14 protein-coding genes are annotated in these 18905 nt (G+C 42.5%); 8 read left to right on the plus strand and 6 right to left on the minus strand.

The window, feature by feature from the left end; genetic code table 11:
* Window positions 1-8 precede the first annotated feature (8 nt).
* Window positions 9-764, minus strand: a complete 756-nt coding sequence (locus G0029_RS03100; RefSeq protein WP_180107270.1) for a biotin--[acetyl-CoA-carboxylase] ligase — start codon at window positions 762-764, stop codon at window positions 9-11.
* A gap of 29 nt (window positions 765-793) precedes the next feature.
* On the opposite strand from G0029_RS03100, the gene G0029_RS03105 reads away from it, so the two are divergent.
* From G0029_RS03105 to ligA, 5 genes are all read left to right on the plus strand, one after another.
* Complete coding sequence (locus tag G0029_RS03105) at window positions 794-1606, plus strand: sulfite exporter TauE/SafE family protein (protein WP_180078265.1); 813 nt, start codon at window positions 794-796, stop codon at window positions 1604-1606.
* A gap of 147 nt (window positions 1607-1753) precedes the next feature.
* Complete coding sequence (locus G0029_RS03110; protein WP_078191157.1) at window positions 1754-2449, plus strand: GntR family transcriptional regulator; 696 nt, start codon at window positions 1754-1756, stop codon at window positions 2447-2449.
* A gap of 10 nt (window positions 2450-2459) precedes the next feature.
* The gene (gene smc, locus G0029_RS03115) at window positions 2460-5909 is read left to right on the plus strand and encodes a chromosome segregation protein SMC (RefSeq protein ID WP_180107272.1); all 3450 of its coding nucleotides are present in this window, start codon (window positions 2460-2462) and stop codon (window positions 5907-5909) included.
* A 1-nt stretch (window position 5910) separates the two neighbouring features.
* Window positions 5911-6963 (plus strand): cell division protein ZipA C-terminal FtsZ-binding domain-containing protein, encoded by a 1053-nt coding sequence (locus tag G0029_RS03120; protein ID WP_180107274.1) that lies wholly within the window; start codon window positions 5911-5913, stop codon window positions 6961-6963.
* Between the two features lie 98 nt (window positions 6964-7061).
* Complete coding sequence (ligA, locus tag G0029_RS03125; protein ID WP_180107276.1) at window positions 7062-9095, plus strand: NAD-dependent DNA ligase LigA; 2034 nt, start codon at window positions 7062-7064, stop codon at window positions 9093-9095.
* 242 nt (window positions 9096-9337) lie between these two features.
* On the opposite strand, the gene G0029_RS03130 is transcribed toward ligA, so the two are convergent.
* The 3 genes from G0029_RS03130 to G0029_RS03140 form a co-directional block, all read right to left on the minus strand.
* Window positions 9338-10801, minus strand: a complete 1464-nt coding sequence (locus tag G0029_RS03130) for an amino acid permease (RefSeq protein WP_180107278.1) — start codon at window positions 10799-10801, stop codon at window positions 9338-9340.
* Window positions 10801-11835 (minus strand): methyltransferase, encoded by a 1035-nt coding sequence (locus G0029_RS03135; protein ID WP_078192341.1) that lies wholly within the window; start codon window positions 11833-11835, stop codon window positions 10801-10803. Before G0029_RS03135 ends, G0029_RS03130 begins: the two co-directional genes overlap by 1 nt.
* Before the next feature lie 66 nt (window positions 11836-11901).
* Window positions 11902-13272 (minus strand): uracil-xanthine permease family protein, encoded by a 1371-nt coding sequence (locus G0029_RS03140; RefSeq protein ID WP_078191151.1) that lies wholly within the window; start codon window positions 13270-13272, stop codon window positions 11902-11904.
* Between the two features lie 173 nt (window positions 13273-13445).
* Here G0029_RS03140 and typA point away from each other — a divergent pair, with 173 nt between their 5' ends.
* Window positions 13446-15281, plus strand: a complete 1836-nt coding sequence (gene typA, locus G0029_RS03145; RefSeq protein ID WP_111884800.1) for a translational GTPase TypA — start codon at window positions 13446-13448, stop codon at window positions 15279-15281.
* A gap of 291 nt (window positions 15282-15572) precedes the next feature.
* On the plus strand, window positions 15573-16004 hold the full coding sequence (gene mscL / locus G0029_RS03150) for a large conductance mechanosensitive channel protein MscL (protein WP_078192339.1): 432 nt from the start codon (window positions 15573-15575) through the stop codon (window positions 16002-16004).
* Window positions 16005-16117: 113 nt separating this feature from the next.
* Here mscL and G0029_RS03155 read toward each other — a convergent pair whose 3' ends face one another.
* Both G0029_RS03155 and mutM read right to left on the minus strand, forming a co-directional pair.
* On the minus strand, window positions 16118-16402 hold the full coding sequence (locus G0029_RS03155) for a peptidylprolyl isomerase (RefSeq protein WP_180109751.1): 285 nt from the start codon (window positions 16400-16402) through the stop codon (window positions 16118-16120).
* Complete coding sequence (gene mutM / locus G0029_RS03160; RefSeq protein ID WP_180109752.1) at window positions 16399-17253, minus strand: bifunctional DNA-formamidopyrimidine glycosylase/DNA-(apurinic or apyrimidinic site) lyase; 855 nt, start codon at window positions 17251-17253, stop codon at window positions 16399-16401. Before mutM ends, G0029_RS03155 begins: the two co-directional genes overlap by 4 nt.
* 388 nt (window positions 17254-17641) lie before the next feature.
* Here mutM and G0029_RS03165 point away from each other — a divergent pair, with 388 nt between their 5' ends.
* Window positions 17642-18904: a carbohydrate porin gene (locus tag G0029_RS03165; RefSeq protein ID WP_180109753.1), complete on the plus strand. Its 1263-nt coding sequence runs from the start codon at window positions 17642-17644 to the stop codon at window positions 18902-18904.
* The last annotated feature ends 1 nt before the right edge of the window (window position 18905 follow it).

The raw sequence follows: 18905 nt of genomic DNA on the forward strand, positions 1-18905 counted from the left end.
AATCCTGTTTATGATTGATCTGCTAAACGTAAGCGACCTTGGAAATGATTTTCTAAGCGCTGCGAAGTTTGGATGTTGATCGAACCATCATTTTCAATACCGAGAAAGAGACCTTGGCTTTTGCCTTGCAGGTGTTCAAGCTCAACGGGCTGTTGCATAAATGCAGCATAATGGTTGAATCGTGCAGCGAGGTTGTAGCAGTTATGATTGAACCATTCACCTGCAAGTTGAATCGCGGCATAGAGTTCAGCGATTAACTGTAAACGGTTTGGCGAGGGAAGTCCGAGTTCAGATAACGACGTTGCACGTTGCTCAATTCCTGTGGATGGAATCGGAAATAAGTTCATCCCAACGCCGACAATTGCTTGATGTGACGAAATTGGTTCAATCAAAATCCCGCCCCATTTGCCTTGTGGGCTATATAGGTCGTTGGGCCATTTCACTTGTAATGCGAGATTCTGCAAACTAGGCATTTGCAAGATATTTAAGGCAATTTCAAGTGCAAGCCGTCCATCTATCGCTGTCTGTAAATTCAGCAATGTGCTTAAATAGATATTACCAACGGGTGAGACCCATTGATGATCGCGTTGCCCACGGCCTTGAGTTTGCTCTTCACTGCATACCAAAACATGTTGAATGCCTTTTTTGGCAATCTCACGGACATCGTCATTGGTCGATGTAGTAATGGGCTTCAGTAATAAAACTTCAGGCGGTTGAGGTACTGTGCTCAGCAATTGCTGTAAGTGTCTAGTCTCTAAATCCATTTGAATCTGAGAGTTGTGGAATAATATTGATGGAGTTAATCATATATTTACTGATTGGTGCAATCGCTGGTTTTGCTGCGGGGCTATTTGGTGTTGGCGGTGGCCTGATTATTGTGCCGATTTTATTCATCGTCTTTACCCAACTTCAGTATGACCCCAGTGTGATTATGCACATGGCGGTGGGCACCTCTTTGGCCACGATTATTGTGACCTCACTCAGTTCGGTTTCGGCTCATCATAAAAAAGGTGCAGTACTGTGGAATGTCTTTCGGAATTTGGCACCGGGTTTGGTGATTGGTTCATTTCTCGGTGCAGGCATTGCAGATTATTTATCAGGGCAGGGTTTGCAACTGTTAATTGGCTTTTTTGCGGTCTGGGTGGCCTTTAAAATGTTTCGCGGTGCAGCGACACCAGTCGATCCGAATAAACATTTACCCTCACAAGCCATGCAAATGGCAGCAGGCGGTGGTATTGGGATTGCTTCTGCGATCTTCGGTATTGGTGGAGGTAGCTTAACCGTCCCGTATTTGAATAAAAACGGCGTCATTATGCAAAAAGCGGTCGCGACATCTGCTGCATGTGGTTTACCGATTGCGATTGCAGGGGCCCTTGGCTTTATGTGGTTTGGTCATCATGCCGATATCGAGGTTCCCAATACCATTGGTTATATCCATATTTATGCATTTATCGGGATTAGTGTAATGAGCTTCATCACTGCGAAATTGGGTGCGAAAGTGGCTCATATGTTGTCGCCATTTATGCTAAAGCGTTGTTTTGCATGTTTATTAACAACAGTCGGCTGCTATTTTATTTACCAAGGTGTGCAAGCCTTTGGCGCTTGATTGTCCGTTTTGACTGACAAAATTGGCTTTATTGACACAAGATTGTCAGACAATGTCATGTTCAATTAGGTTGCTTATCGTTTCTAATGCAAATAGATTGAGTGTAAATCTGAACATTGCATCTTATAAAAAAAAGATAGGAACAGTATGCAACAACAAGAAGCGGACAGTTTGTCAGAACAAATTGCCAAACACATCGGTGAACAAATCATTCGCGGTGAGTTGGTCGAAGGCGAGCGTATTCAGGAACTTAGAATTGCGGCCGAATTGGATGTGAGCCGTGGCTCTGTTCGTGAAGCTTTATTGATTTTAGAACGGACCCAGCTCATTGAAATCTACCCGCGACGTGGCGCCTTAGTCTCTGAAATGTCGGCTTTACAAGTGCGCTCATTATTTGATATTGCAGCATTATTGTTGGGCCAAATTGTGCATCGTATGGCGGAAACGTGGCGCAGCCATGAAGCTGAGCGTATTCAGTTATTACTTGAACAATTAGACGTGGAAACTCGCCAAGGCAATACCGAAAAGTTTTATGATCTGATTTTTCAGGGCATGGCTCGTCAGCATGAAATGGTGGGAAATACCTACCTGATGCGTTATTACCAAGAATTGTTGCCATCACTCAGACGCAGTTATTTTCTGACACTGAATATTTCACGACGTGAACTCCAAGAATCTTTTGATTTGTTTAAATTGGTGACTGATGCAGTTTTAATCAGAAAATCACATCAAGCCACTTTATTTATGGAAGATTTTTGTCGACACTTACGCAACCTTGTGTTGGAATCACTAACACGGATGAAACAAATCGAATTAGCGTGGGCGAGACGTTCACGCCGCTGATCAGGACATTATGCGTTTAAGCAGTTTAAAACTTTCCGGCTTCAAATCTTTTGCCGATAGCACAACTCTAAAATTTGAAGGCAACCGTAGTGCGGTTGTTGGACCGAACGGCTGTGGTAAATCCAATGTGATTGATGCCATTCGCTGGGTTATGGGGGAGTCCAGTGCCCGTCAATTGCGTGGTGGCACCATGCAAGATGTTATTTTTACCGGAACGGCAAAGCGTAAACCAGTCGGGATGGCGAGTGTTGAACTGCGTTTTGATAATACCTATGGCAAGCTAGGTGGCGCTTATAATGCCTATACTGAGCTTGCAGTTCGTCGTCAGGTCAATCGTGATGGTAAATCCGAATATTTCCTCAATGGCACTAAATGCCGCCGTCGTGATATTACCGATATTTTCTTAGGCACCGGTTTAGGTCCACGTTCGTATGCGATTATTGAACAGGGCATGATCAACCGTTTGGTCGATGCCAAACCTGAAGAAATGCGTGTGTATATTGAAGAAGCCGCAGGGGTTTCTCGCTATCAAGCTCGTCGTCGTGAAACTTTACAGCATCTAGAACACACCACTCAAAATTTAGAACGTCTCGAAGACATTGCATCAGAACTGAAGTCTCAGCTGAAAACCTTAAAACGTCAGTCTGAAACGGCGGTGCAATACAAAGAATTAGAAACCCAAATTCGTACTTTTAAGATCGAAGTGTTGTCTTTCCAATGTGAGCAAAGTACGCGTTTACAGCAAGAATACACGCTTCAGATGAATGAGCTCGGGGAAACCTTCAAACTGGTGCGTTCTGAGCTAAATACTCTAGAGCATGACTTATCTTCCACTAATGCTTTATTTCAACGGCTTATTCAGCAGTCCACGCCATTACAAAGTGAATGGCAACAGGCGGAAAAGAAACTGTCTGAGTTGAAAATGACGCTGGAGCAAAAGCAGGGTTTATTTGCACAAAATTCGGCAAGTTTGGTGGAGCTTGAAAAGCAAAAAGCTCAAACCAAAGAACGTTTACAGCTATTAGAGTTACAACTGGAAACGCTGCAAGAACAGCAAGATGGATTTGTTGAGCAATTACAGCGCCAAGAAAGCAGTAGTCAAGATCAGACTCAACAATTAGCTGATTTGAAAGCTCAGCATCAACAAGCGGTTCAACAATTTGAACAATGCCGTGGGCAAGTCGAAAAGCAGCAACAGCAAAAGCTACAGATGTTGGCGCAGAGTGAACAATTGACCAAAAATATTGGTCGAATTGAGCAACAACGTGAGACCCTGCAACAGCAAAGAGGTCAAATTCAGCATCAGGCGCAGCAAGATGAGTTGGAGCAGTATCAGCAAGATAAGCAACAGCTCGAACAACAAATTACGCAACAAGAGCAGGTGATTGCCGAAACTCAAGCACAGCTTACAGCTGCACAAGAACAGCAGGCACAGCACAAAAATACGGTGTTGCAGCTAAAGTCAGAAATACAGGTGCTGTTGTCAGAGCAGAAAAACCTAAATCAATTAATGATTAAAGCTAGTCCAAAGCAGCAAAGCCAGCGTCAACATTTAATGCAGCGGTTGCAGTTGAACACACAAGGTAAACAGCATGCACAACTGGTCGAGAAATTTTTGTCTAAATGGCTGAGTGCCCAAGTCTTGGGACACAGTGATAATTTTCAAGACAGTGTTGCACGTCAGGTCAAAGGCAGTCACCACACCGCAGCACAAATCGTTGGATTAGATGCTTTGGCGACGTGGATTGAAGCACCACAGCTTTCAATCTGGCAGCAGGTCGCAATTGCCGAAACATTGCCGATGGCATTGAGCCATCAGGCTAAACTGGCTGCTGGTCAGTCGATACTCACGCTCGATGGTTATCATGTCGGTGCAGATTGGGTGATTGGTCTAGATTATGATGAGGACAGCCAAGCAGGGCAAGGTGCATTGAGTCACCGTATTCGCTTAGATGAATTGACTGAATTACTTGCAGAGCAGCAGCCAAAGCTAACGCAACTAGAAGGCCAATTGCCTGAGTTGCAAAATGCCGTACAAGCTTTACAGCAAAATCTGCAACAGCAACATAGCCAATTAAAAAATTGGCAAAAAGACATTCAAAATGCTGATGTTGCCATTGCGAAGGTACAAAGTTCCAATCAGGCTTTTGCATTACAAAAGCAGCAGTTAGAAGATCAATTACAGCAACTTGAAGCACAGCTTGAAGAAGATGCCATGCAAAAAGACGATTTGGAAATAGATCTGCATGCGCTGACGATGAAGCTTGAGCAAGCTTTGCCCAATTATAAGACCTTGCAATTCCAAGTTGAGGAATTGAGTCTAGCGCTGGAAAGTGCTCAGCAAGTGGCATTACACAGTCAGCAAGAATTGGAAATCGTGCGTCGTCAGTCTGTACAGACGAAACAACAGATTGAATTATTAGAAAAAGACACGGTCTTTTTAAAAGCGCAAACTCAGCAAATTATTGGACAGATGGAACAGGCGAAGAAATTTGTCGATCCAGTACAGTTAGAATTGCCTGCGCTTGAGTCACAGTATTCTGAACAGGCCCAAGTCACTGAACGTTTACAAAAAACCTGGAATGACTGGCAGCTTGAACTGAATAACGTACAGAGCAAACAACAGACATTGACGGAACAACGCCATTCACATCAACAGCAAGATGAAAAATTGCGTACGCAATTGGAAGAAAAGCGTCTGGCTTGGCAATCCGCGCAGTCTGATTTACAGCATTATTCTGAACAGCTGAAAGAAATGAACAGCGAAATGCTGACAGGTTTAAGCATTGATGTGGTATCCCATCAGCAAAAACTAGAAAAAGCACAGCAGCAGTTTGATAAATTGGGTGCAGTCAACTTGGCTGCGGCAGAAGAATATACTGAAGTTTCTAAACGCTTTGATGATTTAAGCCACCAAATTGATGACTTGCAAAAGACCGTTGAACAACTGCAAGCTGCGATGAAAAGCATTGATCAGGAAACGCGAAAGCTGTTTATGACCACTTTTGATAAGGTCAATGCAGAACTTCAAGCGTTGTTTCCGAAAGTATTTAATGGTGGTGAAGCAAGTTTAAGCCTTGAAGATGGTTGGCAATCAGGTGTAAAACTGATGGCACGACCACCGGGTAAACGAAATAGCTCTTTGGCATTATTGTCAGGTGGTGAAAAGGCACTGACCGCATTGGCTTTGGTTTTTGCGATTTTCCGCCTAAATCCTGCACCATTTTGCGTTTTAGACGAAGTCGATGCACCTTTAGACGATGCAAATGTAGGAAGATTTTGTAATCTTGTAAAAGAGCTTTCAGAACAAGTGCAATTTATCTACATTACACACAATAAACTGGCTATGACAATGGCAACTGACTTACTTGGTGTGACCATGCCAGAACCAGGAACTTCAAAATTAGTGACTGTGAATATAGAGCAAGCCAAAGAATACGGTTTAGCTGCGGAGGCATAACATGGAAATCACCACTATAGCTGGGATTGTAATCGCTGTAATTATCATGGTTGTGGGCATTCGAATGATGTTTCGTAAACCTGCAGATGCAGCGCCATCACTTGACACCGAATTACATATTAATCCTGATAGTCAGCAACCTGTTATTCCGCGCCATGTACGCAATCAGTTAAATACACCTGAAACCACGCAACGTGTAGAGCCGACTTTGGCTGAGGAAAAAGTCACAGCGGTTGAAACGACTGAAGCTGTTCAAGCAAATGTAACGCCAGAAGCAACGGCAACGGAACAAGCAGAGCAGAGCGTTGAGGCTACGGCAAAGACTGAGACGACAACGACGGATCCTGTTTCAGTTGAAAACGCTCAAACTGCAACAGAAGACAGTACATTGTCTACAGAAGCAACTGAATCTACAACTGTTGCATCTGTAGCCGCCGATGCCAATCACGCAGCGACTGCTGCGACACACGTTCAGGCTGACGCTGTTCCTGCGGAAAAAGCGCCAGAATTTAGTGTAAATAGCGCAATTGAAAAAGCTGAAATCAGCGATTTTGATGAAGAAAGCAGTATTTTGGATGCTCATTTACATGAACAAAAAATTGTTGATGAAGAAAGTGCTTTAGCAACTGCGGAAACTTATATCGCCTTAAATGTGTTCCCGGATAGCCGTGCCTTGTCGGGGGAAAAAGCATTAAAAGTTTTACTCAAATACGGCCTGCGTTTTGGCGAAATGGCCTGTTTCCATCGCTATGATGAAGAAGGTACAAAGTTATTATTCTCTGTATTGCAAATGAATAATGATGGCGCTGCGCAAGGTTTTGATCTTGAAACTTTATCGACTGAAGAAGTAAAAGGTTTGGCTTTCTTCTTAGCGCTGCCACACAGCGATGTACAAAATGCCTTTGATACCATGGATAGCATTTCACGTCTAATTGCCCGTGAAATTGACGGTACTGTGTATGATCAAAATAACCAAGAATTTACACCGCAGATGCGTGAACATTGGCGTCATCAAGCGATTGATTATCGTCAAGGTCAAGCTATCGAAGTCTAAGCGTCTTTGATTGAAACTCACCGAGTGGGTTTCTATAATAGCAACAGATAATGAAATTTGAGGGCGGAGTATGAACCGCCCTTTTTTATGGTGAATGTATGACACAACAATCCACTGTCGTTGCACAGATGCGACAACTGATTCAACTCTTGGCGAAGCATAACCATGCCTACTATGTCATGGACACGCCAGAAATTGAGGACAGTGAATATGATCAACTTTTTCACCAATTAAAAGCATTAGAAGAGCAATACCCTGATTTAGTACAACCTGATACACCAACTACAAAAGTGGGTGGAAAGGCCTTATCTAAGTTTGAATCTGTAACCCATGCAGTGCCTATGTTGTCATTAGGTAATGTGTTTAATGCAGAAGATTTATTTGCCTTTGCCCGCCGCGTAGAAGAGCGCTTACCGAATCAAAAAATTGAATATGATGTCGAATTAAAATTTGATGGACTGGCGATTTCTCTCTGGTATGAAAATGGCATTTTAGTCCGTGGTGTGACACGGGGTGATGGTGAAACTGGGGAAGACATTACCCAAAATGTAAAAACCATTCGTAATTTACCTAAAGTACTGACTTCTACACAGACTGAAATTCCAAGTCTGCTTGAAGTCCGTGGTGAAGTCCTGATGCCAAAGTCAGGCTTTGAAAAGCTTAATGCTGAAAATGAAGCCAAAGGTGAAAAAACCTTTGCCAATCCACGAAATGCAGCAGCAGGAAGCTTACGTCAACTCGATCCTGCAATTGCGGCTTCGCGTCCTTTGGCTTTTTATGCCTATGGCATTGCACAGTGTGAACCACATCATGGGCAAACCACCATGTCTGCAAGTCTTGAGTGGCTGACACAGTTTGGTTTTGCTGTCGGTGAACGTCACTTTATATGTGACAGCATTCAGGACGTACAAGCTGCATATGAGCAAATGATCATTGATCGACCAAGCCTGAGTGTTGAAATTGATGGCATGGTGATTAAAGTGAATAGTTTGAAACAGCAGCAAACTTTAGGTTTTTTAAGCCGTGAACCGCGCTGGGCAACGGCATATAAATTCCCTGCAGTTGCAGCGCTGACGACGATTGAAAATATTGATTGGCAAGTGGGGCGTACAGGGACTTTAACTCCAGTCGCACGTTTAAATCCTGTTGCAGTCGGTGGCGTAACGGTTTCCAATGTCACTCTACATAATATTGGTGAAATTCACCGTTTAGATGTCCGTGTGGGTGATACAGTCAGTGTCTACCGTAGTGGCGATGTGATTCCAAAAGTGGAAAAAGTATGGCCTGAATTCCGTCCTGTAGATACGGTAGAAGTTCAGTTACCTGCATATTGCCCAGTCTGCTCATCTCCAGTGGTGATGCCCGAAGGTGAAGCCTTGGCACGTTGTTCAGGTGGTTTGTACTGTGCTGCACAGCGTATTGAGGCGATTCGTCACTTTGTATCGCGTAAAGCTATGGACATTGAGGGCTTAGGCGACCGTTGGGCGGAATCACTTTTACATTTGGATCTGCTCAAAGATGTTGCTGATATTTATAGCTTGCATGCGCATCGTGAAAAATTACTGACTATTGAAAAAATGGGCGAGAAGTCGGTTCAAAACCTCATCGATTCTATTGAAAATAGTAAGAAAACGACACTAGGTGCATTTATTTATGCACTCGGCATTCGAGGCGTGGGTGAAACCACGGCACGCATGCTCGCCAATACCTTCCAAACCTTTGATGCGATTCGTCATGCAGATCTCGAATCCTTGAAAAAAACGCCAGACGTTGGTGATATTACCGCTGAATGGATTGTCGATTTTTTCCAAGCGCCGCATAACCTCGAAGTGGTTGATCGTTTGTTGGCAGCTGGGATTCATTGGGATGCACCCGTTGCACCAAGTCGTCAGCCGCTGAATGGCGAGAGTTGGGTGATTACAGGGACATTGAATACCATGGGGCGTGATGAAGCGACGCAAATGCTTCAAGCCTTAGGCGCACGTGTCAGTGGTAGTGTTTCGGGTAAAACCAAATGTGTAGTTGCAGGTGAAAAGGCAGGTTCTAAATTAGAAAAGGCTGAAAAGTTAGGTGTACCTGTGATGAGTGAAGAGGAGTTTATTTCCTTTGTACAACAGCAAAATGCTTCTTAAGTATTGAAAAATTTAACCTGAAAACATAGTTACTTTTGAACAAACGCCTGATGCATTGCATTGGGCGTTTTTATTTTGCTGCTTAACATGATTGCGTCAGCCTATCAGTTGTTGATGATAGATCAGACATCATTTCTCAACATCACTCACGAAATATTTTGTTAAAGCGTGAATGTATTGAGATACAATCTTAGCCATAAAAAAGCAGCCCTTAGGCTGCTTATTTTTATTCAGTGATCACATTATTCTTGATCAACTTTCATTGGTTTTACATCCATTTCTTGATATGAAACCAACTTAGTTTTGTGTTTCCACTTATAACCGAACCAAATGGCAAGGAATAAGAAAATACCAATATAGGTAGAAACAACGGCTAACCACTCACCATCTAAAACGGCTTGATAGTTCTGACCAAGGACCACGATGGCACACAAAATAAAGGCAAACCAAGGTGCAAATGGGAAGAATTTTGCACGGTAAGCAAGATCTTCCAATTTATTGCCTTGAGCCAAGTAGCCTTTACGGAAGCGATAATGTGAAACTGCAATACCGAGCCACACAATAAAGCCACACATACCTGACATGTTCAGTAACCAATTAAAGACCGCTTGTTCACCGATAAAAGTGGTTAAGAAGCACAGTGCCGCAATCGCCGTTGTTGCATAAAGCGCATTCATCGGTACGCCACGTGCATCTAAGCGACCAAAGACTTTCGGCGCACTGCCTTTACGTGCCATATCAAAGAGCATACGAGTAGAGGAGTACATACCAGAGTTACCTGCTGATAAAATCGCAGTCAAGATCACTGCATTCATCACCGATGCAGCAAAAGCAAAACCTGCTTTTTCATACAGTAAGGTAAATGGTGATAGTGCAATATTTTCAGTAGATGCCGCTTGTAATAAACGTGGGTCATCATAGGCAATGAGAGTGCCGATAATGAAAATACACACGATATAAAACAACAAGATACGCCAGAAAATTTGCTTGATGGCAATAGGAATGGTCTTTTCAGGATCTTTCGATTCACCTGCAGCCACACCAACCATTTCAGTCCCTTGGAAAGAGAAACCGGCAATCATGGCCACACCAATCAAGGCAGATAAACCGCCGACAAATGGGGCTTCACCCTTGGTCCAATTGGCAAATGTTTCTACGCCCGGTGTCAGCATGATTTTGCCAATCATAAACAGGCCGATAATGATAAAGGCAACAATTGCGAGCACTTTAACAAGCGAGAAGAAGAATTCGGATTCACCGAAGCCTTTTACGGTCAGTGCATTAATGGCAAAGACGATTGCGAGGAAAATCGCACTCCAGTAGAAGCCCGGAATATCTGGAAACCAGAATTTCATAATGAATTGGACTGCAACCAATTCAAATGCAACGGTAATTGCCCAGTTATACCAATAGTTCCAACCCAAAGCGAAGCCGAAACCACCCTCGACATACTTTGTGCCGTAGGTAAAGAATGCACCCGAAGTTGGGTTATGTGTTGCAAGCTCACCTAAACTGGTCATCAAGAAGTAAATCATGATACCAATTAAGCAGTATGCGAGCAGGGCGCCACCCGGGCCTGCATTGGCAATGGTTGCACCAGAGGCAAGGAATAAACCTGTACCAATTGATCCACCAATTGCAATCATGTTGAGATGGCGAGCACCCAACTTACGCTGAAGCTGAGCTGGTTTTTGAATTTCGCTCATCATTGTTCCTTAAGATTTTTTTGCGTGCTCGCAAACAAGACTTTAAACCCTTGTTGGTCGGCTTTGATTGTACATTGACCATAATGTTGCTCAATTAAAGTCGGATAATTGAGGAATCGGTTGGCAACAATCCAAAGCTCACCCCCAGACTTCAAATGTCTGCGCGAAGTTTTGCATAGATTTTCACTGGCATTGTAGTCGGTTTGAATCCCTTGATGGAAGGGTGGATTGCTGACTATGGCATGTAAAAATAAGGGAGCATCCTCGATTCCTGTGACCGCTTTAATCTCAAGTTGTTCAGGTTCAAGCAAATTTTGTTCAAATGTCATTTGTGTAGACGCTAGTGCAAAGGCATCTACATCCATGGCAAAGATACGATTTTTAGGATTCAGTTTGGCTAAATAAGCACTGATGACACCCGCACCACAGCCAAAATCAGCAATTTTGCCCGAAGTGACTTGTGATAAATAAGGCAATAAGGTAGCCGTACCCACATCTAAACGGTTCTGGCTAAATACGCCAGGCAGTGCGCAAATCGTAAGCTCACCATTTGGGGTCTCAACTGGATATTTTTGCACCCAATCTTGCAGTGGCTTCAGTGTGACAGTTTTTTCCAATAGGGTTTGCCACATTTGACAGTGACGCGCGCTATCAATTTTTAGGGTTTTACCAAAGGGCTGTAATTGTTTTGCAGCGCGTTCAACACCGCCTTTTTTCTCACCCACGAGGAAAATAGACGCACCTTGAGCAAGATGACTTGCGACATTGTGTAATAAATAATTTAGCAGTTCTTTTGATTTCGGAACAAAAATAACCGCTTGATCAAACTGACCTTCAGGAAAATCGACACCAAAATGGACGTTTGACTGTTGATTTTGAAAGTACTGAAAATCATTAAAATTCCAGCACCAAATTGATGGCTTAATATTGTCATTCAATTGACTGAGTAAGTCATCTGTCGGTGCATTTACGAAAAGCACGCGATCTTGTAATAAATCGATCTGTCGTATAACGACTTCACTTGTGAGATCCATAGATTTCTCCATCATAAAAAACACTGCCTAGGGCGGAACCTAGGCAGTGTTCTTTGACAAATGAACTTACTTCTTCACTTCAGGAAGAACAATATTCAAAATAAGGGCAGCGATACCACCAGTGGCAACGCCTGAACTGAAGATATTACGGAACAATTCAGGAAGATGTTCAAGGATTTGTGGTACTTGTGCAACACCTAGACCCAATGCCAATGAAATCGCAATGATTAATAGTGCGCGGCGGTCTAAATGAATGCCTGACAAGATATTAATACCCGAGGCAGCAACAGCACCAAACATGACCATTACAGCACCACCAAGCACGGCTTGTGGAACTGCCTGAATGACACCTGCTACAGCAGGAAGTAAGCCTAAAATAACCAATAGGGCAGCAATCCAAATGCCTACATAGCGGCTTGCAACACCTGTTAACTGAATAACACCGTTGTTTTGCGCAAATACAGAACTTGGGAATGTGTTAAAGATACCGGCAAGGAATGAGTTTGCACCATTCACCAATACACCACCTTTGATACGCTTCATCCATTCAGGACCATCTACAGCTTGATTTGAAAGTTTAGAAGTCGCGGTAATATCGCCAATCGCTTCTAAAGATGTCACAAGGTAGATAAATGCCATTGGAATAAACAAGCTCCACGAGAAGCTTAAGCCAAAGTGCATCGGTGTTGGAATTTGAACCAGTGGCGCATCTTTTAAACCATCAAAGTTTAAATGACCCATAAAGCCTGCAAGGATGTAACCCACGACTAAGGCAATTAGGATGGCAGAACTTTTTACCCATGTAATACGCACACGGTTCAATAAAATGATCAGTGCCAAAACGGTACATGACATGATGAGGTTGTCTGCATTGGCAAAGGTTTTATCGCCCATCGCCTGATAACCACCACCCATTGAAATTAAACCTTCTTTGATTAAGGTTAAGCCAATAAGTAGTACCACAATACCTGTAACCAGTGGTGTAATCAGTTTTTTCACCCACGGTAAGATTCGTGATACACCCATTTCAATGAATGAACCCGCGATCACCACACCAAAGATAGATGCCATAACTGCTTCTACAGGTGTGCCTGCCGCAACCATTGCAGAACCAATACCGATAATAGGACCAATAAAGTTAAAGCTGGTTCCTTGTACAATCAGGAGACCTGCACCAAATGGACCGACTTTTTTACATTGTAAAAAGGTTGCGATACCAGAGATCACCAATGACATCGACAGAATCATATTGGTGTCTTCTTTTGACACACCAAGTGCCAAACAGATCAGCAGACCCGGCGTCACAATTGGGACAATAATGGCCAATAAATGTTGGAACGCAGCGAGAAAAGCAATAAAAGGTTTTGGTCGATCATTCAATCCATAGACTAAATCGAGTTGATCTTTTGCTTCGGGAGATTGGTTTAAATCAGACATGCGGCACTGAAAATTAAGGCTAGGTGGCGCTATTCTAATCTGTTTACACAGCTTTACAAAACCAAAAGCGTACCAGTCGTCAAAAAAAATGCGATTGTCAATAAACTGTCACTACTAAAATCTATATTTTTTCTGTATAATTTGCCCTCAAACTTTAGGCGTATCGAATTCACATGTCAGATATTAAAACTCTCCGTAACATTGCCATCATCGCGCACGTCGACCATGGTAAAACTACTCTTGTAGACAAACTTTTACAGCAATCAGGTGCTCTTGGCGATCGCGCAGGCGAGATCGAACGTGTAATGGATTCTGGCGCTATTGAAAGTGAACGTGGTATTACCATTCTTGCAAAAAACACTGCAATCAAATGGTTAGACAAGCGTACTAACACTGAATACCGTATCAATATCGTGGATACCCCGGGACACGCCGACTTCGGTGGTGAAGTAGAACGTGTAATGTCAATGGTTGACTGCGTACTTCTTCTTGTTGATTCTCAAGAAGGCCCAATGCCACAAACTCGTTTCGTAACGCAAAAAGCGTTCGCACGTGGTTTGAAACCAATCGTAATTATTAACAAAGTCGACAAGCCAAACGCTCGTCCAGACTGGGTAATTGACCAAGTATTCGATTTGTTCGACAACCTTGGTGGTTCTGACGAACAGTTAGACTTCCCAGTTGTATATGCTTCAGGCCTTCGTGGTGTGGCTGGTCCATCTCCAGAAGAACTTGCTGAAGACATGACTCCATTGTTCGAAACAATTGTAGACATCGTTGAACCACCAGCGGTTGACGTTGACGGTCCATTCCAAATGCAAGTGTCTTCACTTGACTATAACAGCTTCGTAGGTGTTATCGGTGTTGGTCGTATTCAACGTGGTTCAGTGAAATTAAACACTCCTGTAACTGTAATCGACAAAGACGGTAAAACACGTAACGGTCGTATCTTAAAAATCATGGGTTACCATGGTTTAGAGCGTATCGATGTTGAATCAGCTTCTGCTGGTGACATCGTTTGTGTAACGGGTATTGATGAACTTCATATCTCTGACACAATCTGTGATCCAAAAGCAGTTGAAGCTTTACCTGCACTTTCTGTAGACGAACCTACAGTATCGATGACTTTCCAAGTAAACAACTCACCGTTTGCTGGTAAAGAAGGTAAATTCGTAACTTCACGTAATATCCGTGAACGTCTAGATCGCGAATTGATTCACAACGTAGCATTACGTGTTGAAGATACTGACAGTCCTGACCGTTTCAAAGTATCTGGTCGTGGTGAGCTTCACCTTTCAGTTCTTATTGAAAACATGCGTCGTGAAGGCTTCGAAATGGGCGTATCACGTCCACAAGTAATCATCAAAGAAATTGATGGTGAAAAACAAGAGCCATACGAAAACGTAACGTTTGACGTTGAAGAGCAGCACCAAGGCGCTGTAATGGAACAAATGGGTCACCGTAAAGGTGAAATGACCAATATGGAAGTTGACGGTAAAGGTCGTATCCGTATTGAAGCAACTGTTCCTTCACGTGGTTTGATTGGTTTCCGTTCTGAATTCTTAACAATGACTTCAGGTACAGGTATCATGACTTCAAGCTTCTCGCACTACGGTCCAATGAAACAAGGTACTGTTGCGAAACGTCAAAACGGTGTGTTGATTTCTATGGTTCAAGGTACTTGCTTGGGCTATGCATTGTTCAGCTTACAAGACCGTGGCCGTCTATTTGCTAAACCTCAGTTAGAAGTTTATGAAGGTATGATCGTTGGTATTAACTCACGTTCAGACGACATGACTGTTAACCCAACTAAAGCGAAACAGCTAACTAACGTACGTGCTTCTGGTACTGATGATGCGTTGACTCTTGTTCCGCACATTGAATTTACGCTTGAACAAGCGCTTGAATTCATTGAAGACGACGAATTAGTTGAAGTAACACCTAAGTCAATCCGTATCCGTAAACGCTGGTTGACTGAAAACGAACGTAAACGTAACCGTAACGGTTAATTTTACAGTTTAAAAAAAACCGCTGACTTAGGTTAGCGGTTTTTTTATGCATGGGTGTTTTTGAATAAAAATGCAAAAATTGAATGACTTTATTCATTTAATTCGACATGCATAATTTTGATAAATCCTTTTTAATAGAATGTATTACCAAAATCAAAAATGTTTTGTGTGAATTTTTATACATGGTATTTAGAATCTAATATAAACCAAGTAAATTAGGTGGAAATAGTTATACAGATATAATGTATACTTCGTCACAAAATTAAAGCTGAAAAAATTTCTGGAGATCACATGAGTATTATTCAAGAATTTAGAGAATTTGCCGTAAAAGGCAACGTGATGGACTTGGCTGTCGGTGTCATCATTGGTGGTGCTTTCGGTAAAATCATCGATTCCATGGTAAAAGACATTATCATGCCTTTTATTTCTTGGATCCTTGGTGGTGACGTTGATTATTCAAATTGGTTCTTAGTATTGGGCGATAACCCAAACAATTTAACCACGCTAAAAGCAGCACAGGATGCAGGCCTTAATGTTTTGGCTTACGGTAACTTCTTAACTATCTTAATCAACTTCTTGCTTTTGGCATGGGTCGTATTCTGGTTAGTGAAATTGATGAACAAATTGCGCCGTCAAAAAGTTGAAGAGCCAGCTCCAGAGGCGACTCCAGAAGATATCGAATTACTTCGTGAAATTCGTGATGAATTAAAACGTAAAGGTTAATCCTTTAGCATTCAAAACGGCACTTTGAAGTGCCGTTTTTTATTGAATCCCTTCCGCCCTTCCTTTTAAAAAGGGAGGGGAATTCCTTCTTTTCAAAGGAGGGATTTAGGAGATTAAAAATCCATCCGAAACTTAATTTCTAACAAATGCCAGCCAAACTGGCTTTTGATCGGGCCATGCAGTTCACGTTCGGGTAGGGTAAATACTGCTTTATCAATTGGGCCAACCAACTGGCCTTTTTTAATGTCGCCAAGCTCGCCGCCTTTTTTACCCGAAGGGCATGTCGAATGCTGCTTTGCAATTCTGGCAAAGTCCGCACCGCCTTTGATTTTCTTTTTTAGTTGCTCACATAGTTCTTTATCTTTGACTAAGATGTGGCGAACAATCGCAGACTTCATGCTTTATTTCCTTTTAGGGTTTTCTTAGTCAGCATTTTAACCTTTTTTAAAGGTTGGCACTCAGGGCAAAACACCGAAGCACGCTGTCCCAGTTTGATATTTTGCAATGTGGTTTCACAGTTGATGCACATTTCACCTGCGCGTCCGTAGGCGAGTAGGGTTTGTTGGAAATAACCATTTTCGCCCATCGCATTGCTGTAATCGCGTAAAGTTGAACCGCCTAAATCAATCGCCTGTTTTAAAATGCGTTTGATTTCGATGACCATTTTCTCAACTTGTTCAAAACTCAAACTTGATGCTGGCTGTGCAGGGTGTATGCCGAGGTTAAATAGGCTTTCCGTTGCATAAATATTGCCGACACCGACCACGATATGATTGTCCATGATCGACACTTTGATACCGGTCTGCTTATTTTTAAATTTTTGGAATAAGTATTCAGCATTAAACGCATCACTCAGCGGTTCAGGGCCAAGCGTGTCAATCAGTTTGCTTTGAGACCATGCATCTAACCACAAAATACAGCCAAAACGCCGTGGATCATGATAGCGTAATTGCATATCTTCAAAATGAATCACCAGATGATCATGCTTTCGTAATGCTTCATGACCTTCACAAATCCGAAAACTGCCAGACATGCCTAAATGCCATAGCATGCTGTCTTGTTCAAATTCAGCCAAAATGTATTTTGATCGACGGCTGAGCTGAAGCAGCTTTTGTCCGACGAGTTTTTGAATGTCGTCAGGAATAGGCCAACGCAGGCTCGACTGAAAAACCTCAACTTTGAGAACCTTTTCATTCAATAATGGCAATAAACTGGTTTTAGTGGTTTCTACTTCTGGTAATTCAGGCATAAAGGTCGAAGCAATGGGTCATTCAAGTTATGCATACTATTGGGTCTAGCCCAACAGAATGCAAGTTTCATCGCGGTCTGAGGGGATGTTTGAACAGGCTATTGATTATTAATTGTGAGAATAGTAAACCAATAAGTCACGATGGTGAGTTTGAATAAGCGATCAGAATTTTAAAATTTAATTTTCAAAAATATAAGATATTGAAAAATAATAACTAAAAATATTGCATAACAATAGATTTATTTAAAATCATTTATTGATAAATTAAAGTTTTGTGAATGATAAAAATAATGCTGAGATAGAACGTGAAAAATTATGTAATTTTTGTGACATTAGATTTCAAGCCTTGTGGCTTGTCTAGAGACTCTCTCCAGATTTAGGTTTTACCATGAAAAAATACAGTCTAGCTCTTCTACCTGCATTTGTTGCAGCAGCCATGACACATGTTCACGCCGCAGAAGCATTCGACACTAAAGGTCAGTACATGCTCGGGGATTGGGATGGTAAACGTACCGAACTTGCACAACAAGGTGTGAAGTTTGAGGCCAATATTGCTGCTGATGCTGCCTATCTTGCCGATGGCGGTCGTAATCCGGGACATTCAGCAACGGTAGCCAGCCAATTGTGGTTAGGTACACAGCTTGATATGGAAAAACTCGCAGGTTGGGATGGCGTGACTGTGCGTGCTGTAATGACTGCACGTCAAGGTCAAAGTACCTCAGTTCGTGATTTGCAAGGAGATGTTCCTCAATTGGCAAATGCACAAGCCAATTTTGGTCGTGGTAATCAGGACAGTCGCTTAACTGAATTATCGATTGAAAAGAATTTTAAAGAACAAGGTATTAGTGTTAAAGCCGGTCGTCTTGGTGTCGGTATGGACTTTAACGTGATGGCGTGTGATTTTGCCAGCAATGCCTTTTGTGCTGCACAAATGGGTAAATGGCAAGGTTCTATGTGGATGAATACCCCAGTTTCACAATGGGGTGGACGTGTGAAATACCAAGCGACACCAGAACTTGCGGCACAAGTCGGTGTTTATGAATTTAACCCTGACAATGGTAATGCCAAAGCAGAAGGTCAAGGTTGGAGTCTAGATACAGATCATGCTGATGGCGTAACCATTCCCGTAGAATTGGTTTGGACACCAAAATCATTGGTCAATGGCTTACCGGGCAGCTACCGCTTTGGTGCGATGTACAACACTGCAGATAATGTAAAAAATCAAAAAGACATTATTTCGGGTGAAGCTGAAGATCGTACCTTTGGTGGTTGGGTAGCGATTGAGCAACAGTTAACGTCTACAGGTGAAGGCAAACGTGGTTTGCATAGCTTTGCCAATTTTACTTGGCATGATCGTGTCACCACAAAAGTTGATAACTCACAGCAGTTGGGTTTGAAATACATTGGATTGGCCGATCGTTTACCTAACGATATGGTCGGCTTGGGCGTGAACCGTGTGCATGTCAATGATCGACTTTCTGCTGAGAAATTTGATGCAAGTGCAGAATATAATGTCGAGTTGAACTATAGCCATAACCCGACGAAATGGTTGATGATTCGCCCTAGTTTACAATATGTGATTAACCCAGGCTCAACAAATCGAGTTGATGATGCTTTCCTAATTGGTTTAAGCTCTAAGGTAATCTTCTAAT

Origin of the sequence: Acinetobacter sp. YH12138 (assembly GCF_015218525.1) — a bacterium.
In the GTDB taxonomy this organism is placed as follows: Bacteria; Pseudomonadota; Gammaproteobacteria; order Pseudomonadales; family Moraxellaceae; genus Acinetobacter; species Acinetobacter amyesii.

Excerpts from the sequence above, each read along its gene's own strand:
- G0029_RS03100 (WP_180107270.1), bottom strand. The coding sequence starts at position 764 with ATGGATTTAGAGACTAGACACTTACAGCAATTGCTGAGCACAGTACCT.
- G0029_RS03105 (WP_180078265.1), top strand. The coding sequence starts at position 794 with ATGGAGTTAATCATATATTTACTGATTGGTGCAATCGCTGGTTTTGCT.
- G0029_RS03110 (WP_078191157.1), top strand. The coding sequence starts at position 1,754 with ATGCAACAACAAGAAGCGGACAGTTTGTCAGAACAAATTGCCAAACAC.
- smc (WP_180107272.1), top strand. The coding sequence starts at position 2,460 with ATGCGTTTAAGCAGTTTAAAACTTTCCGGCTTCAAATCTTTTGCCGAT.
- G0029_RS03120 (WP_180107274.1), top strand. The coding sequence starts at position 5,911 with ATGGAAATCACCACTATAGCTGGGATTGTAATCGCTGTAATTATCATG.
- ligA (WP_180107276.1), top strand. The coding sequence starts at position 7,062 with ATGACACAACAATCCACTGTCGTTGCACAGATGCGACAACTGATTCAA.
- G0029_RS03130 (WP_180107278.1), bottom strand. The coding sequence starts at position 10,801 with ATGAGCGAAATTCAAAAACCAGCTCAGCTTCAGCGTAAGTTGGGTGCT.
- G0029_RS03135 (WP_078192341.1), bottom strand. The coding sequence starts at position 11,835 with ATGGATCTCACAAGTGAAGTCGTTATACGACAGATCGATTTATTACAA.
- G0029_RS03140 (WP_078191151.1), bottom strand. The coding sequence starts at position 13,272 with ATGTCTGATTTAAACCAATCTCCCGAAGCAAAAGATCAACTCGATTTA.
- typA (WP_111884800.1), top strand. The coding sequence starts at position 13,446 with ATGTCAGATATTAAAACTCTCCGTAACATTGCCATCATCGCGCACGTC.
- mscL (WP_078192339.1), top strand. The coding sequence starts at position 15,573 with ATGAGTATTATTCAAGAATTTAGAGAATTTGCCGTAAAAGGCAACGTG.
- G0029_RS03155 (WP_180109751.1), bottom strand. The coding sequence starts at position 16,402 with ATGAAGTCTGCGATTGTTCGCCACATCTTAGTCAAAGATAAAGAACTA.
- mutM (WP_180109752.1), bottom strand. The coding sequence starts at position 17,253 with ATGCCTGAATTACCAGAAGTAGAAACCACTAAAACCAGTTTATTGCCA.
- G0029_RS03165 (WP_180109753.1), top strand. The coding sequence starts at position 17,642 with ATGAAAAAATACAGTCTAGCTCTTCTACCTGCATTTGTTGCAGCAGCC.